This is a genomic window from Sphingopyxis sp., assembly GCF_050725655.1.
Lineage (GTDB): Bacteria > Pseudomonadota > Alphaproteobacteria > Sphingomonadales > Sphingomonadaceae > Sphingopyxis.
On record NZ_JBOHHT010000115.1, the window covers coordinates 77562 to 103581 of the forward strand.

The 26020-nt window shown below is 63.3% G+C and carries 25 protein-coding genes, 2 tRNA genes and 1 pseudogene; 19 read left to right on the plus strand and 9 right to left on the minus strand.

Annotation, left to right across the window (positions count from 1 at the left end; all coding sequences use genetic code 11):
• Positions 1-8: 8 nt before the first annotated feature.
• Both ACREBX_RS17980 and ACREBX_RS17985 read right to left on the minus strand, forming a co-directional pair.
• Complete coding sequence (locus ACREBX_RS17980; RefSeq protein WP_431563105.1) at positions 9-1886, minus strand: polysaccharide biosynthesis protein; 1878 nt, start codon at positions 1884-1886, stop codon at positions 9-11.
• A 249-nt stretch (positions 1887-2135) separates the two neighbouring features.
• On the minus strand, positions 2136-2927 hold the full coding sequence (locus ACREBX_RS17985; protein WP_431563106.1) for a metallophosphoesterase family protein: 792 nt from the start codon (positions 2925-2927) through the stop codon (positions 2136-2138).
• Positions 2928-3176: 249 nt separating this feature from the next.
• Here ACREBX_RS17985 and wecB point away from each other — a divergent pair, with 249 nt between their 5' ends.
• The 12 genes from wecB (at position 3177) to ACREBX_RS18045 (ending at position 14986) form a co-directional block, all read left to right on the plus strand.
• Positions 3177-4292, plus strand: a complete 1116-nt coding sequence (wecB, locus tag ACREBX_RS17990) for a non-hydrolyzing UDP-N-acetylglucosamine 2-epimerase (RefSeq protein WP_431563107.1) — start codon at positions 3177-3179, stop codon at positions 4290-4292.
• Complete coding sequence (gene wecC / locus ACREBX_RS17995; protein WP_431563108.1) at positions 4282-5577, plus strand: UDP-N-acetyl-D-mannosamine dehydrogenase; 1296 nt, start codon at positions 4282-4284, stop codon at positions 5575-5577. The genes wecB and wecC overlap by 11 nt, the downstream gene beginning before the upstream one ends.
• A gap of 45 nt (positions 5578-5622) precedes the next feature.
• Positions 5623-6429 (plus strand): class I mannose-6-phosphate isomerase, encoded by an 807-nt coding sequence (locus ACREBX_RS18000; RefSeq protein WP_431563109.1) that lies wholly within the window; start codon positions 5623-5625, stop codon positions 6427-6429.
• A gap of 55 nt (positions 6430-6484) precedes the next feature.
• Positions 6485-7051, plus strand: a complete 567-nt coding sequence (hslV, locus tag ACREBX_RS18005) for an ATP-dependent protease subunit HslV (RefSeq protein WP_431563110.1) — start codon at positions 6485-6487, stop codon at positions 7049-7051.
• Positions 7052-7055: 4 nt separating this feature from the next.
• Positions 7056-8357 (plus strand): ATP-dependent protease ATPase subunit HslU, encoded by a 1302-nt coding sequence (gene hslU, locus ACREBX_RS18010; RefSeq protein WP_431563111.1) that lies wholly within the window; start codon positions 7056-7058, stop codon positions 8355-8357.
• Between the two features lie 144 nt (positions 8358-8501).
• Positions 8502-9356 carry a helix-turn-helix domain-containing protein gene (locus ACREBX_RS18015; RefSeq protein ID WP_431563112.1) on the plus strand — a complete coding sequence of 285 codons (855 nt, stop codon included), beginning with the start codon at positions 8502-8504 and terminating at the stop codon, positions 9354-9356.
• A 114-nt stretch (positions 9357-9470) separates the two neighbouring features.
• The gene (locus ACREBX_RS18020; RefSeq protein WP_431563113.1) at positions 9471-10418 is read left to right on the plus strand and encodes a tetratricopeptide repeat protein; all 948 of its coding nucleotides are present in this window, start codon (positions 9471-9473) and stop codon (positions 10416-10418) included.
• The gene (gene tilS, locus ACREBX_RS18025) at positions 10372-11376 is read left to right on the plus strand and encodes a tRNA lysidine(34) synthetase TilS (protein ID WP_431563114.1); all 1005 of its coding nucleotides are present in this window, start codon (positions 10372-10374) and stop codon (positions 11374-11376) included. Before ACREBX_RS18020 ends, tilS begins: the two co-directional genes overlap by 47 nt.
• Before the next feature lie 81 nt (positions 11377-11457).
• Positions 11458-13401, plus strand: a complete 1944-nt coding sequence (gene ftsH, locus ACREBX_RS18030; protein WP_431563115.1) for an ATP-dependent zinc metalloprotease FtsH — start codon at positions 11458-11460, stop codon at positions 13399-13401.
• A gap of 61 nt (positions 13402-13462) precedes the next feature.
• Positions 13463-13849, plus strand: a complete 387-nt coding sequence (locus tag ACREBX_RS18035) for a hypothetical protein (RefSeq protein ID WP_431563116.1) — start codon at positions 13463-13465, stop codon at positions 13847-13849.
• 37 nt (positions 13850-13886) lie between these two features.
• Complete coding sequence (locus ACREBX_RS18040) at positions 13887-14372, plus strand: hypothetical protein (protein WP_431563117.1); 486 nt, start codon at positions 13887-13889, stop codon at positions 14370-14372.
• An 8-nt stretch (positions 14373-14380) separates the two neighbouring features.
• Positions 14381-14986 (plus strand): DUF3800 domain-containing protein, encoded by a 606-nt coding sequence (locus tag ACREBX_RS18045; RefSeq protein ID WP_431563118.1) that lies wholly within the window; start codon positions 14381-14383, stop codon positions 14984-14986.
• Positions 14987-15042: 56 nt separating this feature from the next.
• On the opposite strand, the gene rpoZ is transcribed toward ACREBX_RS18045, so the two are convergent.
• Positions 15043-15387, minus strand: a complete 345-nt coding sequence (gene rpoZ / locus ACREBX_RS18050) for a DNA-directed RNA polymerase subunit omega (protein WP_431563119.1) — start codon at positions 15385-15387, stop codon at positions 15043-15045.
• Between the two features lie 138 nt (positions 15388-15525).
• Between rpoZ and ACREBX_RS18055 the strand changes: the two genes are divergently transcribed.
• Positions 15526-16716, plus strand: coding sequence for a phospholipase D-like domain-containing protein (locus tag ACREBX_RS18055; protein WP_431563120.1), 1191 nt, complete (start codon positions 15526-15528; stop codon positions 16714-16716).
• Here ACREBX_RS18055 and ACREBX_RS18060 read toward each other — a convergent pair.
• Positions 16713-17351 carry a class I SAM-dependent methyltransferase gene (locus ACREBX_RS18060; protein WP_431563121.1) on the minus strand — a complete coding sequence of 213 codons (639 nt, stop codon included), beginning with the start codon at positions 17349-17351 and terminating at the stop codon, positions 16713-16715. The two genes, ACREBX_RS18055 and ACREBX_RS18060, sit on opposite strands and share 4 nt — an antisense overlap.
• 147 nt (positions 17352-17498) lie before the next feature.
• Here ACREBX_RS18060 and ACREBX_RS18065 point away from each other — a divergent pair, with 147 nt between their 5' ends.
• Positions 17499-18821: an MFS transporter gene (locus tag ACREBX_RS18065; RefSeq protein ID WP_431563122.1), complete on the plus strand. Its 1323-nt coding sequence runs from the start codon at positions 17499-17501 to the stop codon at positions 18819-18821.
• On the opposite strand, the gene ACREBX_RS18070 is transcribed toward ACREBX_RS18065, so the two are convergent.
• Entirely contained in the window at positions 18818-21139 is a 2322-nt protein-coding gene (locus ACREBX_RS18070) for a CDC48 family AAA ATPase (RefSeq protein ID WP_431563123.1), read from the minus strand. The genes ACREBX_RS18065 and ACREBX_RS18070 overlap by 4 nt on opposite strands.
• Positions 21140-21290: 151 nt before the next feature.
• On the opposite strand from ACREBX_RS18070, the gene ACREBX_RS18075 reads away from it, so the two are divergent.
• On the plus strand, positions 21291-22169 hold the full coding sequence (locus tag ACREBX_RS18075) for a LysR substrate-binding domain-containing protein (protein ID WP_431563124.1): 879 nt from the start codon (positions 21291-21293) through the stop codon (positions 22167-22169).
• A 12-nt stretch (positions 22170-22181) separates the two neighbouring features.
• On the opposite strand, the gene ACREBX_RS18080 is transcribed toward ACREBX_RS18075, so the two are convergent.
• Positions 22182-22907 carry a hypothetical protein gene (locus ACREBX_RS18080; protein WP_431563125.1) on the minus strand — a complete coding sequence of 242 codons (726 nt, stop codon included), beginning with the start codon at positions 22905-22907 and terminating at the stop codon, positions 22182-22184.
• 276 nt (positions 22908-23183) lie between these two features.
• Positions 23184-23258: transfer RNA gene (locus tag ACREBX_RS18085), tRNA-Thr, on the minus strand.
• A 118-nt stretch (positions 23259-23376) separates the two neighbouring features.
• Between ACREBX_RS18085 and ACREBX_RS18090 the strand changes: the two genes are divergently transcribed.
• Positions 23377-23505 carry a hypothetical protein gene (locus ACREBX_RS18090; protein ID WP_431563126.1) on the plus strand — a complete coding sequence of 43 codons (129 nt, stop codon included), beginning with the start codon at positions 23377-23379 and terminating at the stop codon, positions 23503-23505.
• On the opposite strand, the gene ACREBX_RS18095 is transcribed toward ACREBX_RS18090, so the two are convergent.
• Together ACREBX_RS18095 and ACREBX_RS18100 are read right to left on the minus strand one after the other, a co-directional pair.
• Entirely contained in the window at positions 23495-23809 is a 315-nt protein-coding gene (locus ACREBX_RS18095) for a DUF1905 domain-containing protein (protein WP_431563127.1), read from the minus strand. The genes ACREBX_RS18090 and ACREBX_RS18095 overlap by 11 nt on opposite strands.
• A gap of 3 nt (positions 23810-23812) precedes the next feature.
• Positions 23813-24769 carry a peptidylprolyl isomerase gene (locus ACREBX_RS18100; protein WP_431563128.1) on the minus strand — a complete coding sequence of 319 codons (957 nt, stop codon included), beginning with the start codon at positions 24767-24769 and terminating at the stop codon, positions 23813-23815.
• A gap of 74 nt (positions 24770-24843) precedes the next feature.
• On the opposite strand from ACREBX_RS18100, the gene ACREBX_RS18105 reads away from it, so the two are divergent.
• From ACREBX_RS18105 to ACREBX_RS18115, 3 genes and pseudogenes are all read left to right on the plus strand, one after another.
• Positions 24844-24934 (plus strand) — tRNA-Ser (locus ACREBX_RS18105).
• A gap of 143 nt (positions 24935-25077) precedes the next feature.
• Positions 25078-25404 carry an Arm DNA-binding domain-containing protein gene (locus ACREBX_RS18110; protein ID WP_431563129.1) on the plus strand — a complete coding sequence of 109 codons (327 nt, stop codon included), beginning with the start codon at positions 25078-25080 and terminating at the stop codon, positions 25402-25404.
• A pseudogene (locus ACREBX_RS18115) lies at positions 25380-25559 on the plus strand (nucleotidyltransferase); the annotation flags it as partial. The gene ACREBX_RS18110 and the pseudogene ACREBX_RS18115, both read left to right, overlap by 25 nt.
• Positions 25560-26020: the final 461 nt, after the last annotated feature.

Sequence of the window (26020 nt, forward strand, 5' to 3'; positions counted from 1 at the left end):
GCACTCGATCAGCGGCCAGCTGCACGCAGATTCTTTTCAAGAATCGCTGCAGGCGTCGGGATGGAGTGCGCATAGTCAGGAACCGCGCGCCGAACAACTCTCATTGCGGCCTCAGCATCGCCTTCGGCCAATGCCAGATCCAATGCTTCGAGCAGTTCCGATAATTTGGGCCAGCTCAACTTCGCTTCCTGAGCCCGCATGATGCGGCTGTGATCTGTGGGTTGCGGGTTGTCGCCGAGCAGCAATTCTTCGTACATTTTTTCGCCCGGCCGCAGACCGATTTCCTCGATGGCGATATCGCCGTCGGGGTTGTCTTCGCTGCGCACCGTGCATCCCGACAGCTGGATCATCGAACAGGCCAAGTCGAAAATCTTGATGGATTGGCCCATGTCCAGAACGAAGACCTCGCCGCCCTTTGCCATCGCGCCCGCCTGCATCACCAACTGGGCGGCCTCCGGAATCGTCATGAAGAAGCGCGTCACTTCGCGATGAGTTAGCGTAATCGGTCCGCCAGCGGCGATCTGGGCCCGGAAACGGGGAACGACCGATCCGCTCGATCCGAGGACATTGCCGAATCGAACCATCGAAAACACGGTATCGCCTCCCTCGGCGGCCCGCGCCTGAAGGATCAGTTCGCACATCCGCTTCGATGCGCCCATGACGTTCGTCGGACGGACGGCCTTGTCGGTGCTGACCAGAATGAAGCGCGATGCCCCGACCCGTTCGGCCTCGATGCAGCAATAATAGGTTCCGAAAACATTGTTCCTAAGGCCCGATATGGGGTTCGCCTCGACCAGCGGCACATGCTTGTACGCGGCCGCATGAAAAACCGTCTGCGGTCGGTAGCGATCCATGATGCGGGCGGCGACCGCGGCCTCCGAAATGTCGGCAAGTTCGGGGATGATCTCGGTCGGACTCCCGTGGCCGAGATGCTCTTCGAGCTCGGTCAATATCGTGTAGAGACTGAATTCCGAATGGTCGACAAGGATCAACTGGCTCGGATGGCGCGCGACGATCTGGCGGCACAATTCGGACCCGATCGAACCCCCTGCGCCGGAAACGAGCACGACCTTCGACGAAATCGCTTCACCGAGCAGCTTTTCATCGGGCGGAACCGGATCGCGCCCCAGCAACTCCTCCACCTGCACCTCGCGAAGGTCACGGATCGACACTTGCCCGTCCATGATATTGGCGAGGCTCGGCAGCGAACGAACCTTCAGGGAATAGGACTGCAATTGCTCGACAATTTCCAGACGACGTGACCGCGGAACGCTGGGCAAAGCCAAAAGGATTTCGTCGACGCCGAGATCTTCGACCAGATCGCCCATATCGTCGGTGCCGAAAATCGGGACACCGTCGATACGATGCCCGATCAGGCCGGCATCGTCATCGAGGAAGCAGACGAGTGAGGCGTTGCCGTCGTGCCGGATTGCAAAGCCCAGCTGCTGCCCGGCCTTTCCTGCGCCATAGATGGCTACGCGCGAGCCCTGCCTCTGCCGGACGACATGCAGGACATCGACAATCGCATAACGGATCGCGATCCGGCTAAGCGCCAGCAGCAGCAGCAGCAGCAAGGGCTGCAACACGCCTATAGTACGAGGGATATGCGGGATCCCGACGAACATGAAGACGGTCATCATGGGAAGCGAGAGGAGCAGGCACGCCACCGCCAGATCGATCATCGTGCGGCCGCCGGCAAAACGAATGATCGACCGATAGACGCCGCACCAACGCGCCGCGATCAACCACGACGGGACGGCGACAGCGATCGCCATCCCGACCGCGGGACTGATCAAATCCCATGCGCCAATGCGGATCGAAAAAGCCAGCCAGACGGAAACGACGCAGAGCATGACGTCCATCGCGACCGCGATAAGGCGCCGCATCGATCGCGGGAGGTCCGCTACCTTCCGTAGTATCGCAACGATAAATGAAAGGGCCCGGAAATCAGAGGCACGGTGTTCGGTCACAACAAAGCTACAATTTTCACGTTAGTCAGAACCTGCACTCTTTGCTACCGGCCGACAACCGACCGGGCCGGGACCACTTACCGGGTTTATAGTGGGCTGGATTGGTAATCAATGAAAACCGATAGAAGCGCGGATGCTCCAACCTGCCTGTTATCGAGGCCGGAATCAGCTTCCCGCCTCGGACCCATCACCAGGTGGGTCGGTCCTTAGATAACGCTTGTCCGTCCCCTCCAGAACGATCGCGGTCAGCACGCCGGACCGATAGGCGCCGGTATCGATGCCGATCCGATTGGGCCATTCATCGACATTCTCGCGGATAGTGTGCCCATGAACGACCATCACTCCATGATCCCGATCATCCTCGAGAAAATCTTCGCGTATCCACCGCAAATCGGAAAGCGCCTGCTTCTCGAGCGGTACGCCGGGGCGGATTCCGGCATGAACAAAGGCATAATCACCGATTTCGATCACGTCTTCGCCGGCGCCCAAAAATTGGACATGGCTGGCAGGAACAAGGCCCGGGAGGATTTCAGCGACCTCCTCAAAGCTCGCTTCGGACAGGTTTACGTCGCTATTCCAGTAACTCTGCACCGTCGCCTCGCCGCCGATCCGCATGAAATAGCGCAGCAGCCGGACATCGCCCGTGAGGGCGGCGAGAAAGCATTCCTCATGATTACCGATCAAAAGGCGGACGTCGGGGAATTCGTGGTGCAGGCCGATGGCACGCTCGACCACCTCGGCCGATTGCGGCCCGCGATCGACGAGGTCCCCGAGCAGGATCAATGTGACACGTCCGGTGGGGTGTGCGGCCGCATCGGCCCGGATGCTCTCGATCAACTGCGCGAAAAGATCGTCGCGTCCGTGAATATCGCCGATAGCATAAACACGCCGCCCATCGGGAATCGCGAAGCTGCTGCGCGTTTGCGCGACCACCTTGCTCTTACGCTTCCAAAACATGATCTGTTGAACCGTTCTTACTCAACCCTGCGCAACCGCGGGAGAACCGCGGTCGAGATATTGCCGCCCCCCTAGCCCTGCACGCGTGCGGTGACAATATACGTGCGAAAATGCCTGGCGTTGCGGGCTTTCCATTTATCTCATTCAGCGGACGCTTGCCGTCCAGGGCTTAAGGGTGTTGCAAGCTTTGTCGCTTAATCGCGCATCAGGTAGTAGTCGACGGTATCACGATGCGGAGAGTCGTTTAAAATGAGAGTGATGGCAGTCTTCGGCACCCGCCCCGAAGCGATCAAGATGTTTCCGGTCGTTCATGCCCTTCGCGCCCGGTCCGAGATAGAGGCGCGGGTCTGCGTCACCGCGCAGCACCGCGAAATGCTCGATCAGGTATTGCAAATCGGGCGCATCACGCCCGACATCGATCTGGATGTCATGCGGGCAAACCAGACGCTCGATGGCTTGTTGGCGCGGCTCGTAACCGGCCTTGGCGAAGCATTTGACACCGAAAAACCCGATCGCATCCTAGTCCATGGCGACACGCTCACGACGATGGCCGCGACGCTTTCGGCCTATTTTCGCAAGATTCCCGTTGGCCATGTCGAGGCTGGTCTGCGCAGCGGGGACATCTATCACCCTTGGCCCGAAGAAGTGAACCGAAAGGTCGCCGGAGCGGTCGCCGACTTGCATTTCGCGCCGACCGAAACGGCTGCGGCTGCGCTCCGCGCCGAAAATGTGCCTGCCGAACGTATCCACATCACCGGCAACACCGTGATCGATGCGCTGCTCGCGACAAAGGCGCGGATCGACGAGGAGCCCTCGCTGGCCGCCGGGCTCGACCCGCTCGTCAGCCGCTTCGCAGGCAAAAGGATCATCGCCGTCACGTCGCACCGGCGCGAGAATTTCGGCGACGGGATGAAAGCCATCGCCGAGGCGATCGCCGCCATCGCGGCGCGCAGCGACGTCGCGGTGGTCTTTCCGGTCCATCCGAACCCGCATGTCCGCAGCGCGATGGAGCCGATCCTCGGGGCCCTCGACAATGTCGCACTGATCGATCCGCTCGATTATCCCCATTTCGTCCGCCTGCTCGCCACCTCCGAACTCGTGCTGACCGACAGCGGCGGCGTGCAGGAAGAAGCGCCTGCGCTCGGCAAGCCCGTGCTAGTCATGCGCGAGACCACCGAGCGCCCCGAAGGTATCGAAGCCGGCACTGCGCGGCTTGTCGGAACCGACAAAGCGCGTATTGTTTCCGAAATTTTCAAGCTTTTGGACGACAAGGACGCCTATTCGGCCATGGCCCGTGCCCATAACCCCTTCGGTGACGGCACGGCGGCAACACAGATTGCGGAGATTGTTGCGCGTGCCCATTGATAGCGAACAAAAGGTCACGGTCCTCGGGCTTGGCTATATCGGCCTGCCCACCGCTGCGCTGATCGCACGCTCGGGTTGCAAGGTCACCGGCGTCGACGTCAGCCAGAAGGTCGTCGACACTGTCAACAGCGGCAAGGTGCATATCGAGGAAGTCGATCTCGACGGCCTCGTTCAGGGCGTCGTGTCGCGCGGAACGCTTGTTGCTTCGACTGACGTCGCGCCCGCCGACACCTTTGTCATCGCGGTGCCGACCCCGCATGACGAAGAGCACCGCCCCGACATCAGTTATGTTCTTGTCGCGGCGCGCGCGATCGCACCAAAGCTCCAGGCCGGAAATCTGGTCATCCTCGAATCGACCTCGCCCGTCGGCACGACCGAAAAGGTCGCCGAACTGCTCGCGGAGCACCGCCCCGACCTCAAGGTTCCGGGTTCCTGTACCGGCGCAGCGGACATCTTCGTCGCTTACTGCCCCGAACGCGTGCTGCCGGGCCGCATCCTCGTCGAACTCGTCGACAACGACCGCTGCATCGGTGGCATCACCCCGCGCTGCGCCCGCCGCGCGATGACCTTTTACCGCCAGTTCGTGCGCGGCGCGTGCGTCACCACCTCGGCGCGCGCCGCCGAAATGGTGAAGCTGGTCGAGAACAGTTACCGCGACGTCAACATCGCCTTTGCCAACGAACTGTCGATGATGGCCGAGCATATGGGCGTCGACGTCTGGGAGGTGATCCGCCTCGCCAACCGCCATCCGCGCGTCAATATCCTCCAGCCCGGCCCCGGCGTCGGCGGCCATTGCATAGCAGTCGACCCATGGTTCCTCGTCCATGGCGCCCCCGACCACAGCCGCCTGATCCGCACCGCGCGCGAAGTGAACCTCGCCAAGACCGCACACGTCATCGGCGCCGCCGAAATGCTCGTGTCGCAGCATCCGAAGGCGCGCGTCGCTTGTCTCGGCCTCGCCTTCAAACCCAATATCGACGATTTCCGCGAAAGCCCGGCGGTCGAGGTCGCAGCCGCACTCGCGCGCCGCTTCGGCAAGCAGATCGAGATCGTCGAACCCTATGCGCGCGACCTGCCGATGGAGTTTGCGGGCACCGGTGCCGAGCTGATCGACCTCGACAGCGCGCTCGCCGGCTGCGACGTGCTGATCGTCCTCGTCGACCACGACCTGTTCAAATCGATCCCGATCGAGGAACGCGGCGACAAGATCGTCTATGACACGCGCGGCCTGTGGCTCGACCAGCCAAACGGCGGCAATGGCAATCGCCTGCACAGAGCGGCCTGACGCAGCGCGCTTGACGCTCCGCCGGCGGCTCCGCATCGTGGTGCCATGCTCACGCGCCTCGAAACCATCGTCGTCGAAAAGCCCTGGGGACGCACCGATATTCCGGCCGCGTTCGGCGATTTCGGCGGGCACCGGATTGGCGAGATATGGTTTTCGAATCCCGCCGGTGACAATGCGCCGATCATGGTCAAATTCCTTTTCACCTCGGAACGGTTATCGATCCAGGTCCATCCGGGCGACGAAGCGGCGCAAGCGGCAGGTTTTCCGCGCGGCAAGGAAGAGTGCTGGCTGATCCTCGACGCCGAACCCGGCGCCGAACTGGGCGTCGGCCTGACGGCTGAAACGACGCGTGCAGCCCTGCACGACGCGGCACTCGACGGATCGATCGTCGACATGATCGACTGGCGGCCGTCGAAGCCGGACGACTTCGTCTATAATCGCGCGGGTACGATCCATGCGATCGGCGGCGGACTGATCGTCGTCGAGGTGCAACAGAATGTCGACTGCACCTATCGCCTCTATGATTATGGCCGCCCGCGCGAGCTGCATCTCGCCGAAGGGCTGAAGGTCTCGCACCCCGGTCCCGTGCACGATCCGCGCGACACGGTGGTCGATCGCCAAGCGAACCGCATGCTCGTCAGCGGGCCATACTTCCATCTCGCGCAGCTCGGCGCACCGGTCGACCCGGCGCTGCTCGAACAGGCAACCGGCGAACTCACCTTCGTGCCATTGTCGGCGGGATGCCGCGTCGCGGCCGAAAGCGTCGCGCTCGGCGAAGCGGTGCTCCTCACCGATCCGTCGACGATCGAGATCGATGACGGCGCCCGCGCGCTCCTGACCTGGGCCGCCTGACGGCAAATCCGCCCTCCCCTTGCGGGGCGCGGACCCATCGCCCATATCCCGCCGCATGAGCAATCCCCATGCGCAAAGTGCCGCGCCCTGGCACGGAACCACCATCCTTTCCGCTCGCAGCGCCGACAAGGTCGTCATCATCGGCGACGGTCAGGTGTCGATGGGCCAGACGGTGATGAAGCCCAACGCCCGCAAGGTCCGCCGCCTGCACGACGGCAGCGTGATCGGCGGTTTTGCCGGCGCGACCGCCGACGCCTTCACGCTGTTCGAGCGCCTCGAAGCGAAGCTTGAGCGCCACAACGGCCAGCTGCTGCGCGCCGCGGTCGAACTCGCCAAGGACTGGCGCACCGACAAATATCTCCGCAACCTCGAGGCAATGATGATCGTCGCCGACAAGGAAGTGACGCTCGTCATTACCGGCAACGGCGACGTGCTCGAACCCTTGGGCGGAATCGCCGCGATCGGATCGGGCGGCAATTTCGCCCTCTCGGCGGCGCGCGCGCTTGTCGACTATGAAAAGGATCCCGCGGTGCTCGTTCGCAAGGCGATGGAGGTCGCAGCCGACATCTGCGTCTATACCAACGACCAGTTCACCCAAGAAATCATCGAAATCCAGGCATAATCACATGAACAAGGACCTGACTCCCAAGGCGATCGTCGCCGCGCTCGATACGCACATCATCGGCCAGGATGCCGCCAAGCGCGCGGTCGCGGTGGCGCTGCGCAATCGCTGGCGCCGCCAGCAATTGTCGGCCGACCTGCGCGACGAGGTGAGCCCCAAGAATATCCTGATGATCGGCCCGACAGGGTGCGGCAAGACCGAGATCTCGCGCCGCCTGGCGAAGCTCGCCGACGCGCCCTTCATCAAGGTCGAGGCGACCAAATTCACCGAAGTCGGCTATGTCGGCCGCGACGTCGAACAGATCGCGCGCGATCTGGTCGAGGAAGCGGTGCGGCTCGAGAAGGAGCGCCGCCGCGAGGCGGTGCGCGCCGCCGCCGAAGAGGCCGCAATGGAGCGACTGCTCGACGCCCTCACGGGCAAGGGCGCGAGCGAGGCGACGCGCCAGAGTTTTCGCCAGCGCATCCGCGAAGGTCATCTCGACGATAGCGAAGTCGAGATCGAGGTCGCCGATGCCCCGAGCATGCCGTTCGAACTGCCTGGCCAGCCGGGGCAGATGAGCATGATCAACCTGTCTGACATGCTCGGCAAGGCGATGGGCGGCGCGCCCAAGAAGCGCCGCAAGCTCAAGGTGATCGAAGCTGCAACACGGCTGATCGAGGAAGAGCAAGACAAGCGTCTCGATCAGGATGATGTCGCGCGGATCGCGCTCGCCGATGCCGAGGCCAATGGCATCGTCTTCCTCGACGAGATCGACAAGATCGCGGTCAGCGACGTGCGCGGCGGTTCGGTGAGCCGCGAAGGCGTGCAGCGCGATCTGTTGCCGCTGATTGAGGGCACGACCGTTGCCACCAAATATGGTCCGATGAAGACCGACCATATCCTGTTCATCGCCTCGGGCGCCTTTCATGTCGCCAAGCCGAGCGATCTGCTCCCCGAATTGCAGGGCCGCCTGCCGATCCGCGTCGAACTCGGCGCGCTCACCGAGGAGGATTTCGTACGCATCCTCAGCGAGACCAAGGCGGGCCTGCCCGAACAATATGTGGCGTTGCTTGGCACCGAAGGTGTGACGCTGAACTTCACCCCCGACGCGATCGCGCGCGTCGCGAAGCTCGCGGCCGAAGTGAACGAGAAGGTCGAGAACATTGGCGCCCGCCGCCTGCAGACGATCATGGAGCGGCTGGTGGAGGAAATCAGCTTCACCGCCGAGGACGTCGGCGGCACGACGCTCGAGATCGATGCCGCCTATGTCGATCGCCAGCTTTCGGAGATCGTCGGCGACACCGACCTCAGTAAATATGTGCTCTGACGTGCTGTTTTTCGGACGGAACTAGATCGGCTTTCTTTTCAGCCGGTCGATTGCCGAACTTCATTTGACTTTGCCGCGCGGTCAATGCGATGACTGCGCGGCACGATCGACATGGGTTGCGAACGGTCGGCACCGGAGACAGCAATGGCAGAAGAAGAGGTCGCCCCCCAAGGCGAACTGGCGATTACGCGCACGGGTGATCGGCTGCGCCTTGCGCGCGAAGCGGCGGGACTTTCGCTCGCCGATGTCGCAACGCGGACGCGCATCACCCAGCGTCACTTGGCGGCGATAGAAAAGTCCGATTTCTCGGAACTTCCGGGCCGTACTTATGTCACCGGCTTCGCTCGCGCTTACGCGCGCGCCGTCGACCTGCCCGAGGCCGAGATCGGTGCAGCAATCCGCCAGGAACTCGAAGAGGACGCTTATGGTTCGCGTCCCCTCTACGAAGCCTATGAGCCGACGGATCCGGCACGCCTGCCCACCGCACGGCTGACCTGGACGCTCGTCATCGTCACGCTGCTGCTGGCGTCGGCATACGGCGTGTGGCGTTTCCTGTCGGTCGAGCCCGACGAGGCGCTGATCGCCGCGCAGAATCGCGCCGCCGACGCTTCGGAAGCGCCGCAGAGCGATGCTGCCGCTGCCCCGGCAACCAAGGCCGCAACCGGGCAGTCCGCCGTCGCGGCAAATGCCCCCGTCGTGCTGACAGGGGTTTCGGAAGTCTGGATCGGTTTCGACGACGCACAGGGCAAGACCGAGAATTGGCGCACGCTCGACGCCGGCGAAACCTATCAGGTTCCGCCCGCCTATATCGAACAATTCACATTGCGGACGAGCATCCCTCAGGCGCTCAAGGTCACCGTCGGCGGCCGCGACATTGGCCCGATCGGCGCGGCCGATACGCTGGTCAAGAACGTCTCGCTGAAGCCGGCCGATCTGGTGGCGCGTGCGGAAGGCAATGGCGCCGCGGCACCTGCGGCGGGACCACGTCCCAAGGGCTGAACCGCGGATCATTCGAGCCGGCCCGAGCGGCAGCGCACCGAAATGAGTTTGCGCTGCCGTGCTTTGCCGCGTTATGAGCAACGAAATGGTTAATTAGTGGGGACCTAACGGCAGATGATGATGCGTCAGATCACTTTCCTGGGAATGGCAACGATCGCGCTCGCCGCGGCGATGCCCGTGGCGGCGCAGGACAATAATGTCGTCAAGCGGGTCGAGCGGCTCGAAAAGGAAATGCGCGCAGTCCAGCGGTCGGTCTTCCCCGGCGGCAGCCCGACCTTCTTTGAAGGCGAGATTGCGCCCGACAACACGCCTGGCGAGCGCGCCCGCACCAACGCCCCGGTGATCGACCTGACCGCGCGCGTCGATGCGCTCGAATCGCAGCTGCAGGCGCTAACCGGCCAGACCGAGCAAAATGCCTTCCAGCTCCGCGAACTCGAAAAGCAGTTCACCGCTTACAAGGCCGAAATGGACAAGCGCTTCGCCGATCCCGCAGTGGAAGCCGTCCCCACCGCGACGCCCGCCAGCCTTGCTCCGACGGTGAAACCGCCGGTAGCAGCGACCACGGTCGCGGCGACCCCGGTGAAGAAGCCCGCCGACAAACCCGCTGCGAAGCCCGCGACAACCGACGCCGCGCGGCTCGCGCTCGTCAAAAAGGTCGAGGTTCCGGCGAGCGGCAACGAAACCAAGGATGCTTACGACTATGGCTATCGCCTGTGGGAAGCGAAGCTCTATCCCGAGGCGCAGGCGCAGTTGAAGACCGTCGTCACCAAATGGCCGAAGAGCAGCCAGGCAAGCTTTGCGCAGAATTTGCTCGGACGCTCCTATCTCGACGAGGGCAAGCCGAGCCTCGCCGCGGTCGCCTTCTATAATAATTACAAGGATCGCCCGAGCGGCGCACGCGCGCCGCACAGCCTGATGTACATGGGTGTTGCCCTCGACAAGCTCGGCCGCAAGGCCGACGCCTGCAAGGCGTTCCGCGAACTCGACGAAGTCTATGGCGACAAGACGCCGCAGGATGTCCGGACCGATGCTGCCGCCGCAAAAACAAAAGCAGGTTGCTGACCGCGACGCCGCGGACCGGCTCGCCGGCGATCTCGCCGCGCTCGTCGGGTCCGACTGGCACCGCCTCCATTATGGAGTCGCCGTTTCGGGCGGCCCCGACAGCATGGCGCTGCTCTGGCTGATGGCGTCCCTGCTGCCCGGCCAGGTCTGGGCGGCGACGGTCGACCATGGCCTGCGCAAGGGCTCGGACGACGAGGCTCGCATGGTCGCGGGCTTTTGCGAACGCGAGCATATCCCGCATTCGACGCTGCGCCCGCCGACGCCGATCAAGGGATCGCAGCAAGCGGCGGCGCGCACCGAACGCTACCGCCTGCTCGAACAATGGCGCGAAAACAAGGCGCTCAAACATATTATTACGGCGCACCATGCCGACGATCAGTTGGAGACGATCGTCATGCGGCTCAACCGCAGCAGCGGCGTCGGTGGGCTTGCCGCGATCCGCGCCCGCAACGGGGCAATTCTGCGTCCGCTCCTGCACTGGCGGCGCAGCGAACTCGTCCATCTGGCGCTCGAAAACGACCTGCCCTTCGTCGACGATCCGTCGAACAGCGACGACCGCTTCGATCGGGCACGCCTGCGTCATGCCCTCCAGTCGCAGACCGCACTCGACCCTGCCGCCGCGGCGAAATCGGCGGCGTGGCTTGCCGAGGCCGACGAGGCGCTCGACTGGGCGGTCGAGCGGCTGATCGCCTCCTGGCCCGACGCGTCGGACATCGCGGTGATCCGCGACGACGGCTATCCGCCCGAGATGTTTCGCCGGATCGTCGCACAGCGGCTGCGCGCCAATGCGCCGCAGCTCGTGCTGCGCGGTGCCTCGCTCGACGGCGTGATCGCGGCGATGCACGAGGGGCGGCGGGCGATGGTCGGCGCGCTGCTGATCGATGCGGTTCGCGGCCTCGAAGGGACGATCTGGCGCATTTCCGCGGCGCCGCGCCGGAAAACAGCGAAAAAGGGCTGATTGCCTCATTGTCATTTAATCCGATTATCCTATCTTGTGCGGATAGGAGCGCAGTACCGCGCCGTTGAGGAACGAATCCGAATGCAGGACGACAAGGAACCGCAGGGCAATCCCTGGATGAAGAGCGTGATGATCTGGAGCGGCATCCTGCTTGCGATGCTCCTCGTCGCCTCGATGTTCGGCGGCGCTTCGCAGCCTGTCGGCAATCCGCTTGCCTATTCCGAGTTCCGGCAAAAGGTCGAGGAAGGCGCCGTCAAGGACGTCGTGTTGTCCGAAGACAAGGTGACGGGCACGCTGTCGAACGGCGACCGTTTCAGCGCCAACGTCGTGCGCGATCCCGAACTGCTCAAGATGCTCAACGACAATGGCGTCAAATATGACGGCAAGCCGACCGAAGTGCCCAATTTCTGGATGTATATGCTCGTCCAGTCGCTGCCCTTCCTGCTCATCCTCGGCATTGCGTTCTTCGTCTTCCGCCAGGTCCAGAAGAACAACGGCTCGGGCGCGATGGGCTTTGGCAAATCGCGCGCGAAGATGTTGACCGAAAAGCAGGGCAAGGTGACCTTCGACGATGTCGCCGGCATCGACGAAGCGCGCGAAGAGCTCGAGGAAATCGTCGAGTTCCTCCGCGACCCGACCAAATTCTCGAAACTGGGCGGCCAGATTCCGAAGGGCGCGCTGCTCGTCGGTTCGCCCGGCACCGGCAAGACGTTGCTCGCCCGCGCGATCGCAGGCGAAGCCGGTGTTCCCTTCTTCACCATTTCGGGTTCGGACTTCGTCGAAATGTTCGTCGGTGTTGGTGCCAGCCGCGTCCGCGACATGTTCGAGCAGGCGAAGCGCAACGCACCGTGCATCGTGTTCATCGACGAAATCGACGCGGTCGGCCGCCATCGCGGCGCCGGGCTTGGCAACGGCAATGACGAACGCGAGCAGACGCTGAACCAGTTGCTCGTCGAGATGGATGGTTTCGAGGCGAACGAGGGCATCATCATCGTCGCCGCGACCAACCGCCCCGACGTGCTCGACCCCGCGCTGCTGCGTCCGGGCCGCTTCGACCGCCAGGTCGTCGTGCCGCGCCCCGACATCGAGGGTCGCCAGAAGATCCTCGAAGTGCATACGCGCAAGAAGCCGCTCGCACCCGACGTCGATTTGCGCCGCGTTGCGCGCGGCACGCCGGGTTTCTCGGGCGCCGACCTCGCCAATCTCTGCAACGAGGCGGCGCTGCTCGCCGCCAAGAAGGGCAAGCGCCTGATCGCGAACGACGAGTTCGAAGAGGCGAAGGACAAGGTCATGATGGGCGCCGAACGCCGCTCGATGGTGATGACCGAGGACGAGAAGAAGTCGACCGCGTACCACGAGGCCGGCCACGCGCTCGTCTCGCTGCACGTCGAGGGCTGCGATCCGCTGCATAAGGTCACGATCATCCCGCGCGGCCGCGCGCTGGGCGTGACGTGGAATCTGCCCGAACGCGACCGCTATTCGACCAACATGAAGCAGATGAAGGCGCGCCTCGCGCTCTGCTTTGGCGGCCGCATCGCCGAACAGCTGATCTACGGCAAGGACGAACTCAACACCGGCGCGTCGAACGACATTCAGCAGGCGACCGACATGGCGCGGTCCATGGTCATGGAATATGGCATGTCGGAAAAGCTCGGCTGGCTGCGTTATCGCGACAATCAGGAAGAGGTTTTCCTAGGCCACAGCGTGTCGCGCGCGCAGAATATGTCCGAAGAAACCGCCAAGCTCATCGACGCCGAAGTCCGCCGCCTCGTCGAGGAGGGCGAAAAGGTCGCGCGCAAGGTGCTGACCGACAATATCGACGAGCTCCACCTGCTCGCCGGTGCGCTGCTCGAATATGAGACGCTGTCGGGCGAAGAATCGAAGCGCGCGATCAAGGGCGAAGACATCGGCCGCGAAGACGAAGCCGGCAAGCGCGGCACGCCGGTGTCGGGCCATGCCGGCGGTATCCCGCAGATCAAACGCAAGCCGCGCCCCTTCGGCGACGCCAATCCCCAAGGGGCCTAGGCTTTACGCCTAGCCCCTTCGATTCAGGGACTATTCATTGGGTGGGGGCAAGTTGCGGCATATGACCAAAGGGACATATGCACGCATCTTGCCTGCCTTCCTCGCTGCTCCCGTGCTGTGCGCGATGGCGCCCGGCGATATGAGCGTCGCGGCGTTTCTCGCGCGCGCGACGTCGCTCGAGCGGCTTGGCCCGCTGGCGCTTGCAACCCCACAAGGAAACCAGCTAAAGGGCGAAGTCGTTGCCGCGGGGAAGCGCTATAAGGCGCGCATCGACGCCGAACGCCGCTCCGGTCGCAAGACGACGAGTTGCCCCCCTGAATCGGGGAGCCTGACCCCCGATCAATGGCTTTCCCACCTCCGCAGCTATCCCGTTGCCGCGCGCAAGTCGGTCAGCGTCTATTCGGCATTCGATGCGCTGATGAAGAAACGCTATCCCTGCCCCGCTTGATGCGTCAAAGGTGCGCCCAGGACCAAAGGAGACGGCGATGATCGGCAAAGCGTGGAATGCCCTGGCCTTGGCGGCCCTTCTCGCGGCGGGCATTCAGCCGGCGGCGGCGCAGGGAACCGGTTTGCTGACAAGCAAGATCGAACTCGAAAAATCGACCCCGTCTTCGGACGGCCAACCGCCGAAAAAAACCTATGTTACGCCCGATGTAGTCGTTCCTGGTGACCGCGTCCGCGTTGCCCTCACCTTCACCAACAACGGCGGCGTCCCGGCGGCAGGAGTCAATCTGGTCAATCCGATCCCCGACGGCCTGGTGTTCGACGATACCGCCGATACGGCGGGTTTCGGCGTGTCGACCGACGGCGGCAAGACGTTCGGCGCCCTCGCGGCGCTGACGGTGCCCGTCAACGGCGCAGCCCCCCGCGCCGCGACGGCCGCCGATGTGACCCATGTCCGTTGGCAGTGGCCCGATGCGATCGGTCCGGGGCAAAGCCGCTCGGTCGCTTTTTTCGGCCAGGTTCGGTGATCCGCTAAGTGACCATTTATTGTGATGAATCGGGCGGTCTCAATGCCGGTGCGATGACCTTTTCGGCGGTGATGCTGACCCCGAAGGCCGCGGCCGACATCCACGCGCGCTTTCGCAGCGTGACCGGGCTGCGCGGCGAACTCAAGGGCAGCCGGATCAGCATCGTCGAGCGCGCCTATCTGCTCGAACTTTTCGACCGCGCCGGTGGCCGCGCCTGGGTAGCGGTCGCCGAACGCGACAAGCTCGTGCAGAACCCGGCAGGCACCCTGCCCAGCGACCTCGCGCTCTATGGCGCATTACTCAACAGCGCGGTCGGGCACTGGCTGCCCGAAACCGGCGGTGTCTGCACCGATGTGGTGATCGACGACGGGCGCTATGATCCGAAGATTCTTTCGCATGTGCGCGAAGAGATACAGGCGGGGCTCGGCCAATGGGGCCGCGCGTCGCTGGCCGACAGCAAGCGCAGCGATGGCGTCCAGATTGCCGATGTGATCGCGAACAGCCTGTTCAATATCACCGTCGGCTCGCCGCGCGCATACCGGATCCAGCGGATCATCGAGCCGATGCTGGCGTCGAAGGCGATCCGCATCGCCGAGCTGACGCAGGTCGACTGACACAAGAAGGACCGCAGTTTCCTGCGGCCCCCTTGGTGATTGGATTGGAGCGGCGCTTATTCGAAGTCGCTGCCACCGCCCGCGGGGCTGCGCGGCGGCGCGGCCGCGGTCAGGCGAAGCGCTTCGGCCGAGCGGCTGATCGAGCTGATTTCATCAGGCGTATCGTCATCGTCGACGACGACCTTCTGCATCGAACCGACCAGCGTTTCCTTAAGGTCCTTCGGACGCACGGTCTGTTCGGCGATCTCGCGCAGCGCGACGACGGGGTTTTTGTCGCGGTCGCGGTCGACGGTCAGCTCCGAACCACCCGAAATCTCACGCGCGCGGTGCGCGGAGAGCAGGACCAGGTCGAAACGGTTGGGAATTTTGTCGACGCAATCCTCGACGGTAACGCGGGCCATATTGTTTCCTTAGGTATAGGAGAGGCCAGCCCTTTAAAGGGGCGTGGCGGCAAGCGCTGCGCGCTAGCAGCCCTGCCTCGATATGTCAATCAGAGCACCGCCCTTGCGGCGTTCGCAGATGCCAGCCTATGAGCGGTCATGGCTGAAACCTGCGCACCCGTCGACTTGTCCGAAAGACTGACGGCGGACGTGGCGGGTCACCGGCTCGAGTTGATCTTCGACGGCGGCGACCGGCTGACCCGGTTGCTCGACCTGATCAACGGCGCAGCGCACAGTATCGACCTTATCATGTATATTTTCGAGGGTGACGCGGCGGGATGCCATATCCTCGATGCTTTGCTGATCGCAGCCAAGCGCGGCGTCCGCGTACGTGCCGTGATCGACAGCTTCGGATCGGGGGACACGTCCGACGGCCTGTTCGCGCCGCTTCGCGACGCCGGCGGCAGCGTCACTTTTTTCTCGCGCCGCTGGCGCTCGACCTATTTGATCCGCAATCACCAGAAGCTGATCCTGATCGACGAATATATCGCGGTGACCGGTGGCTTCAACATCGCCAACGATTATCTCAGCCCACCGCGCAGCGATTGCTGGTTCGACATCGGGATGATCGTCAAGGGACCGACCGTCGCGCGCGCGGCGCAATGGTTTGCCGAAATACACGACTATACCGTCAACGACGACGGCAAGCTGTTGATGTTACGACGGATGATCCGCGAATGGCCGATCGAGGGCGGACCCATATCATGGCTCGTCGGCGGGCCGACCCAGCGGCTGTCGCCATGGGCGCGAGCGGTGCGCGCCGACCTCGAAAACGCGCGGCAGCTCGACATGGCGATGGCCTATTTTTCCCCGGGCCAAGGCATGCTCCGCCGCCTCGGCCGCGTCGCGCAGCGCGGGCGGGCGCGGTTCGTGATGGCGGGCAAGTCGGATAATCCGGCGACGATCGGCGCATCGCGGCTGCTCTATGGCTATCTGCTGCGCAAGACCGCCGATGTCTGGGAGTATCGGCCGTGCAAATTGCATATGAAGCTGATCGTCATCGACGATGTCGTTTATATCGGATCGGCCAATTTCGATGTCCGCAGCCTGTTCGTGAACGTCGAAGTGATGGTGCGGATCGCGGACGCGGGCTTTGCCGAAAAGATGCGCAATTTTCTGGCTGGCCTGCGACCCGATAGCGAAGTCATCACACCGAATTCGCACAAGGCACGCGCCGGCTGGCTGACGCGCGTCCGCTGGACGCTCGCCTGGTTCGTCGTCGGCATCGTCGATTATACGGTGTCGCGGAAATTGAACTTCGGGCTCGGCGATCCCGACCCCGAAGTCTAGTCCTTCCAGCCCCAGAAAAGGAAGCAGGGCGGGACGTTGACCCATTCGAACGCATTGTCGATGCGATTGAAGTGGGCGGTCAGGAAATCGCGCGCGCGGGCGCGGAACTGGTAGACGAGAAAAGCGCCGCCGGGGCGAAGCACGCGGTGCGTGGCAGCAGCAATCGCCGGGCCGACACCGGCGGGCAGCGTCGAGAATGGCAGGCCCGAGAGAACATAGTCTGCCTGATCGAAGCCGTGCGCGCGCACGATTTCTTCGACATCGGCGGCCGATCCGTTGACCGCGATGAAGCGACTGTCGCGAATATCCTTGCGCAGATAATCAATGAAATCGGGATTGGTGTCGATCGCGATGAGCGTCGCATCGCCCGCCATTCGTTCGAGCACGGGGCGGCAGAAGGTGCCGACGCCGGGGCCATATTCGATGAACAGCTTGGTGTTCTTCCAGTCGACGGGGCGCAGCATGTGGCGGATCAGCGTCGGCGACGACGGCACGATCGACCCCACCATGACCGGATGCTTGATGAAGCCGCGGACGAACATGCCCCACGGCCCGAAAAAGCGTTTTACGCCCACGCGCAGCCGACGGGCGAGCGGAGCTTTTGTTTCTTGGGCCTGCGCCCGCGGATTGGTCATGATGGCTTTCGCGTTGTTGCGGTTGCCAAGGGCGTGGCAAAATCGGCGCCGGGGCGCAAGGAAAGAGTCTGTCTTGACTCTGGACAGCGGGGCGCCCGCGTGTAGGGAGAGGCGGCGTTACCGACCAAAGCCAAGGAGGGGGCGAACATGGCGACGACATCGCATTCCATCCCCTCCGACCGCATGGCGGTGCTCTTCGCGGTGATGCTGGTCGCCGCCGCAGGCAACACCGCGATGCAATCGATCCTGCCCGCAATCGGTGCAAAATTGCGCATCCCCGACGTCTGGGTCAGCCTGGCGTTCAGCTGGTCTGCACTGCTCTGGGTGCTCACCGCGCCGCATTGGGCGCGCCAGTCGGACAAGCGCGGCCGCAAGGCATTGATGGCGCTGGGCGTGGTCGGTTTCCTCTCGTCGATGGCCTTGTGCGGGCTGACCCTCTGGGCCGGACTCCAAGGCTATCTCGCCGCGGGCGTCACCTTCATCGTCTTCGCGGTATTTCGCAGCCTCTACGGCGGCTTCGGCTCGGCGTCGCCCCCCGCGGTGCAGGCTTATGTCGCCGCGCGCACCGATCCCGAGCAGCGGACGCAGGCGCTCTCGCTCGTTTCCTCGTCCTTCGGGCTCGGCACCGTCATCGGCCCGGCGATCGCGCCCTTCTTCATCCTGCCTATCGTTGGCCTCGCCGGCCCATTGCTCGTCTTTGCGCTGATCGGCCTCGGCGTGCTTGTCATGCTGCGCTGGCGCCTGCCCGACGACATGCCCCGCTATGCCGCGCGCGGCAATATCGCGGCCTATCCGGCCGCCGCGGGCTCTCCCGAAGCCGCGACCGACGAGAGCGAAGATGAAGTCGTCGACCCGTCGGCCGCCGCCACCCCTCCCCTTCGCTGGACCGATACGCGCGTCCGTCCATGGCTGCTCGCCGGACTGTTCGGCGGGCAGGCGCAAGCGATGGTGCTCGGCGTGATCGGCTTCCTGATTCTCGACCGCCTGCACCTGCGCCTGCGTCCCGACGAAGGCGCCGCAATGACGGGGATCGTGTTGATGGCGGGCGCTTTCGCGACGCTGCTTTCGCAATGGGGCCTGATCCCGTTGCTCAAGATGTCGCCGCGCACCGCCGTGCTCTGCGGCGCCAGCCTTGGCGGCCTGGGGACGGTGATGACCGGCCTGTCCTACGACTTTCACGGCATCATCATCGGTTTCGCGCTCGCCTCGCTCGGCTTCGGGCTGTTCCGCCCCGGTTTCACCGCGGGCGCATCGCTATCGGTGCCGCGCCGCGATCAGGGCAGCGTCGCGGGGATGACCGCGTCGATCAACGGATCGGCCTATATCATATCGCCTGCGGTCGGCGTGCTGCTCTATAACTGGCACCCGATGGTCGCCTACGGCCTGATGGCGGGCTTTTGCGGCTGGCTGGTCCTGTGGGGCTGGTCGGCGTTGAAACCGAACCAGCCCAAGGAACAACAGCAGCTCTAATCGGCCGTGTCGTCGTGCTTGCGCTCGCGCACGGGCTTGAGCATGCCGGGCGCGAAGAAGCCGATCGGATCGACGCTCATCGCGGCCTGCTTGATCTCGCCCTGGATCTTTTCATAATCCTTTTCCATCGCCTCGGTCACCGAGGCGCGGGTCTCCTTCAGCGCCGCTTCGAAATCCTCCATCGTCACCGTGTCGCTATCGAGTGAGCGCTTGAGCGCGGCAAGCCCCGCACGCCGCGTCAGATCTTCGAGGTCGGCGCCGGTGAAGCGATCCGACTTTTCGGCGAGCACCGCAAGGTCGACATCCTTCGCGAGCGGCATCTTGCCCGTCTGGATTTCAAGGATACGCCGGCGCCCTTCTTTGTCGGGCACCGCGACGTAGATCAGTTCATCGAGTCGGCCCGGGCGAAGCAAAGCCGGGTCGATCAGGTTCGGGCGGTTGGTGGCGCCGATGACGACCACCGACTGCATCTCCTCGATTCCGTCCATTTCGGCGAGGATCGTGTTGACGACACGCTCGGTTACCTGCGGTTCGCCCGACGCCCCGCTGCCGCGCGCGGGCACCAGGCTGTCGAGCTCGTCGATAAAGACGATCGTCGGCGCAACCGCGCGCGCACGCGCAAACAGCCGCGCGATCTGCTGCTCGCTCTCGCCATACCATTTGGACAGAAGATCGGACGATTTGATCGATATGAAATTGGCATCGGATTCGCGCGCCGCCGCCTTGGCCAGCAGGGTCTTGCCGGTTCCGGGCGGGCCATAGAGCAGGAAGCCCTTCGCGGCGCGGATTCCGAGCCGGCGAAACGCCTCGGGATTCTTCAGCGGCAGTTCGATCCCTTCGATCAACTTTTCGCGCGCTGCGTCGAGCCCGCCGATGTCGCTCCAGCGCGTTTTCGGCGCCTGCACCATCACTTCGCGCATCGCCGACGGCTGGACGCGTTTCAGCGCATTGTTAAAGTCCTCTCGCGTCACGCGCAGCTCTTCGAGCACCTCGGCGGGGATCGTGCCTTCGGCCAGATCGAGCTTGGGCATGATCCGACGCACCGCCTCGATCGCGGCCTCGCGGGTCAGAGCCGCCATGTCGGCGCCGACGAAGCCGAAGGTCGTGCGCGCGAGCTCCGCAAGGTCGACATTCTCGGCCAGCGGCATGCCGCGCGTGTGAATGCCGAGGATCTCGCGCCGGCCGCTTTCGTCGGGGACGCCGATGACGATCTCGCGGTCAAAGCGGCCGGGCCGGCGGAGCGCCTCGTCGATCGCGTCGGGACGATTCGTCGCCGCGATGACGACAAGGTTCGTTCGCGGTTCGAGCCCATCCATCAGCGTCAACAATTGCGCGACCAGGCGCTTTTCGGCCTCACCCTGCACCTGCCCGCGCTTCGGCGCGATCGAATCGATCTCGTCGATGAACAGGATTGATGGAGCAGCCTTCGCCGCGGCCTCGAAAACGTCACGCAGACGCTTCTCGGACTCGCCATAGGCGCTGCCCATGATTTCCGGGCCGTTGATGAGAAAGAATTGCGCGTCGCTTTCATTGGCGACCGCACGCGCCAGCCGCGTCTTGCCCGTTCCCGGCGGGCCATGCAGCAGCACCCCGCGCGGCGGGTCAACGCCGAGGCGCTGAAACAGCTCAGGGTAGCGCAGCGGCAATTCGACCATCTCGCGAAGCTGGTCGATCGTATCGCCGAGCCCGCCGAGATCGTCATAGGTGACATCGGTGCGGCGCGCGTCCTGCGGCTCCTGATATTCGGGAAGCAGTTCGATTTCGGTATTCTCGTCGATGAAGACGATTCCCTTGGGGGTAGCCGACACGACAAGCAGACGCACTTCGGCGAGCGCGTAGGCGGGCGCGTTGAGCATCTGGCGAAGCTGCGGCGGCATGTCGCCCGACTCCAGCCGCTGTTGCCCAGCGGTCGCGACGGTATCGCCCGCAACAAGCGGACGGCCGAAAAAGCTGCGCTTCAAGGCATTGGCCGAACCCTGCAGGCGAAGATTCTCCTGCGCCGGGGCGAAGACGACGCGCGTCGCGGGACGCGTTTCAACGCGGCTCAGCACGACCATGTCGCCCGCGCCCGCGCCGGCATTGGCGCGCTGCAGGCCGTCGAGACGGATGACTTCCAGCCCTTCGTCCTCAGGATAGGGGAGCACGACGCGCGAGGCTGTCTCGCGCTTTCCGCTGATCTGGACGATATCGCCTTCGGTGACGCCAAGCTCGGCCATCGCGGAGCGCGGAATACGGGCGATTCCTCCGCCGCTTTCTTCGGCACGGGCGTTCGCCACCTGCAGTTTGACCTGTTTTTCTTTTACCACTGCATCGGCCAAGGCGCGTCTCCCGCAAAAAAGTCAGAATGCCGAAGATAGGATGGTCGTTCCCGATTTGCGACCCCTCACCCGCGCCGAGGCTCCGTCCTTTTATGACGCACTGCACAAAATTCTGGCAAGTCCGGCAAGGTCATGTCATCATCGGTAACCGATGCCACGTCTTCCCCCCATCAGCAGCATGGAAGCCTTTCTCGAGGTCGCCCGTCACGGCACGGTCAAAGCGGCCGCAATCGAACTCGGCCTGTCGATGCCCGCGCTGTCGCGCCGCATCCAGACACTCGAGCATACCGTCGGCCGCCCGCTGTTCAACCGCCACCATCATGGGCTCAGCCTGACCGAAGCGGGCCGGGCGTTGCACGAGCAATTGTCGCCGATTCTCGACGAATTGCGCAATGTGATCGAACAGGTCGGCAGCCCCGACGCCTCGTTGCGCCTGCACCTCAACGTCCTGCCGCTCTTCGCGCAGCAGCGCCTGTTCCCTCGGCTTCCCGAGCTTCGGCGCAAGCACCCCGAACTGCATATCGACATCGACACCATGTCGCATGCCGAAGCTCGGCTGGGCGACGGCATCGATGCTGCGATCGCCCTCGCCCGCTCGATCGATCCCGTGCTCTATGCGGCACGGCTCGACCAGGACAAGGTATTTCCGATTGCCTCGCGGACGCTGACCGACGGCGATCGCGCGATCACCGTGCCCGAACAGATGCAACGGATGACCGTCCTGCTCCACCGCGAAATGCCCGAGACCTTCACCGAGTGGAAGAAGGCGATCGGCATGCCCTATCTGGAGCCCGCGGGGATCGATTATTTCGATTCGGGGCCTCTGATGCTCGAGGCTGCGGCGCAGGGCATCGGCGTCGCTTTCATGCACGGCCATCATTTCGACGACGCGCACGACCCGCGTCTCGTTCGCCTGTTCGATTTCGACGTGGACAGCCCGTACAGTTACTGGTTCGTGTGCCGCCCCCGCGCGCTGCGCCAGCCCGCGGTCAAACTCTTTCACGACTGGTTGCTCGCTGCAAAAATTTGAGCACCAGTTTATTCAAACCATCGCCAATTCATTGGCGTATCGATCGCCGATTGCGATCAGGCTCAGGAACATCAGCGCGATTTTCCTGAACGTCATGTTGAAATAAGAACAATCCCTATATTCTTCTGGAAGCGACGACATCTGTTTCTTGTAACTCAGAACTTCCCTGTTCTCGACCAGACCGAAGCCGGCCTGGGCAAAATCGTCGACAACATTCTTTACGCTCCGGATCCGCACCATGCATTCGCCGGCCGAATTCGATCCGAAGTCCGGCGTGATTTCCTGAATGGAATAAAAGTCATCGCCCGTTTTCCGAAGCGGTGAGCGACTGACGAAAATCGTATCGTCCGTCAATCTGGACAAGGACGAAATAAATGGCTTCGAATCCAGAATATACTGCAACGTCCCAATCAGGATGGATAACCCATATTGCCCGTCGGCCGGCATGTCAGTCCGGAAACGGACGCGGTCGCCCAGCAGATGCCTGCCGACCCGGCAGGATTCAGCACCATCAACGACCGTATAAGGGGTTTCGCCGAGATATTTTCGCAGGATGATGAAATTGTCGCCAAAGCCGCCGCCGATGTCGAGGATCGGAGCACCACGGTTACGCCGGATCAACGCCTTCAGCGGGGTCATCGTTCGCGGTAACCCATTGCCATATCGTACGGCCCGCGCCAACTCGCGGCCCCGGTCTGCGACCGTGACATGGCCCAGTTTATCGGCATAGCGATTCATGTGGGATACCCATTGCGGGGTCTCCCACGGACTCGGAAGGTTGGGCACTTCGGACAATTCGCGAAAAATACGATTGAAAGTCGCCAAATTCCGCACTCCCCTGAACGCTTGGCCCCCGTGCCATACGTCCGGAAAAAACATGACGGCGTCAATACTGTTACGCAAGGCTGCCTGACGGCCTCGACCAACGCACGCGGTGACAAAAAAATATGCTGAAAACCGAACCGCCCGGCCAGGCATGCGTTCGGCCTATGACGTATGTCGTTATAGGAAAAATGGTGCTGCTGGACAGGATTGAACTGTCGACCTCGTCATTACCAATGACGCGCTCTACCACTGAGCTACAGCAGCAACCGGGACGCCTGCAAACGGATGTTCGCCGGGCAGGCGCGGCCTATGGCGGGGCGCCCTTCGCCTGTCAAGGTGCGAGGCTTGACGCTGCGGCAATTTCACGGGCATGGCTCGCTGCGTGAGCAAGACGCCCTCCCCCGCCGACATCGAACGCGAGCGCCGTCTCGCAGAGGCGCTGCGCGCCAATCTGCGCAAACGCAAGGCGCAGGCGCGCGACACCAAGGCCGAAACCCCGCCTAAAGACTGACGGTCACCGTCACCGGATCGCCCTCGACAAGCCCCTCGGCCTTTCGCACCGCGGCCTTGACCGGCAGCAGCCAACCGCCGCTTTCCTTGTGCGGAAAGACCGACGTTTTCCAACGCGTGTCGCCGATAACCGCCTCCACGCGCGCCGATCCAAATCCCTTGCGGCCGTCGAGCCACTGGCCGCTGATCGCCGCCATGCGAATTCCGTCGGCGGGGTCGCCCGCGATGGTCACAAAGAACCACGCAGCGGGCGCGGTCGCCGATTGCCACCGCCACAGCGGCGTCGTGGTCGTGAACGCTTCCATGACCTATTTGGCGACGACCGGACGGATGGGCACCGGGATATTGCATATATCGGCGCCGCCCGCCGGCGTAATGAAGAAGGGATCCCGCCGGTTCGCCCGCGCATCGGCATAGCGCGCAAAACTGTCGCTTTCGGTCGACAGATATTCAAAGCGCGGTTGTTCTGCGGCGGGCAGTTCGATTGCAATGCGAATTGACCTGATCCCGACGCGTTCAGCCGGATCCTCGTAAAAGCCGAGCGCGCCAGTCCCGCGCGGCAGGCTCGACAGATGCTCGATCCCGCTGATCACGCGGCCGACGACGGCGATATTGCGGTCGAGATGACGTGGTGCGTGGCCGATGACGGTGTAAAGTTCGGCGCCGCTGCCGGTGTCCGGTGACATATTACGGCCTACCCCGACGGCGCCGTAGCAATGGACGGGCCAGACATGATATCCCTCCTTTGCACCAGCGACCGGCCACCCGTCCCAAAACCCGGTCAGCCCACTGAAGGCGTCCGTCTTGACGGGCACGGAAAGCAACCTCTCGGTTCCGCCCACACCTGCATGCACTCCGGCGGATGCGAAACCTGACTCAACATACCCGCTCTCCGCCATCACCGCCAACCCCTCCGGCAGCGCCTTCTTCTCGGTGGCATCGCCCCACTGCACGACATAATTGTCCTGCACCCGGTTGACGCTCGTGCCGTCCCACCAGTGCACGGCGGCGAGCATGCGGATATTGCCGATCCATCCCTGACTGAACGGCGCGGGCATCAGCTGGATGACGACGCGGCGCGGCTTGCCCTTCGCATCGGGCGCAAGATCCATCACCAGCAGGTCCGACGGCGCGATCAGGGTCCAGTCCGCCGCCGGAGCCGTGGCCGCGATCTCTCCCGGCGAGGGAACCGGTGCCGGCTCATCGGCGGACGCGGGAAGGACGAACGACACGGCAGCAACGGCCGTCAGGAGCAGATGTTTCATGGTTGATGTCTGCCATGCCCAATCGGCTTGCGAAAGCCCCGTCAAGCGATTAGGACGCCCGTTCCAGTGCATGCGGAGCGGTGGCCGAGTGGTCGAAGGCGCTCGCCTGGAAAGTGAGTATACGTCAAAAGCGTATCGTGGGTTCGAATCCCACCCGCTCCGCCAAGTTCTAATCCCACATTTTCCCGAACCATTTTCAGGATCCCAGATTTTCTGCGGGCTTGAGAAGCGATTCGGGTCCCTGTGTGCCCCACAGGATCCAGTCCGACATTTTTGCCAATGTGGGACGGAAAATTATGATTACCCCTATGAAAATCACTCCAGAGGGGGCTGCAAAGCCCAATAGGAAATCGCGCCGCGTCAGCTACGGCGACGGCCTCGTCCGGTTAGATCGGCCGGGAGGCACAAGCAGCTGGGTATGCAGAGTCCAAAAGCACGGCAATCGCCGCGACTTCGGCCTGGGTCGCTGCCAGAAAGTCAGCTTGGCGCAAGCCCGCGAACTGGCGCGCGAAATCCGCAACCAGATAGAATTGGGCATTGACCCGCAATTCGAGCGGCGCAAGCGGCAGGCGGTGCCGACTTTCAAGGATGCGGCGGCGAACTTCGCGAGAATCGCGTGCGCTTCGAGAAGCTGAAGGATGCCTATGTGAAGGCCCGCTACTCGAAGCATTATCGCATCACTGAGGAAGAGCTTCTCTGGTTGGGCGGCTGCGTCGAGGAACTGGGCCGCGCGGTTCATGCCGTCTGCTCCGAACGCATTGCCGAACTCGAAGCAACCGCCCGAATCTGAGCACTCATCATGCCTGCCTGGGCAGCTTCATCACGATGCCGCTGTCGGGCCGCGATGCTCCGCATCGGACCCACATATTATAATCACACACCCTACGCACGGGTGCATAACGCTTTTCCGCCACTTTTCGAGGGTGCGGTTAGAGTGCTCTGTCGCCTCGCTATTAGGAAAGTGACGGTTTTCTGAGACATTTCGAGGCTGCGCATAGCACTCTCGCCGGACGCGAAACTGGCGGATCGAATCGTGCGCGTGTCGCTCCCGAATTAGGGCTTCCCGAGCAGTCAAATGATCGCGGCGCACGGATGAATCTATGCCCTCTCGTCGATCGTCTGCGCTGCCTGCAAGGTCGAGAAACCGCCGCTGAACTAGGACCAATCGACATTCAGCTCAGGGTGAGTCGAAAATGGTGGTTTTCCGTGACCCGGAGCGCAGCGTACATCTGGTACGTGAGCACCGGAAGC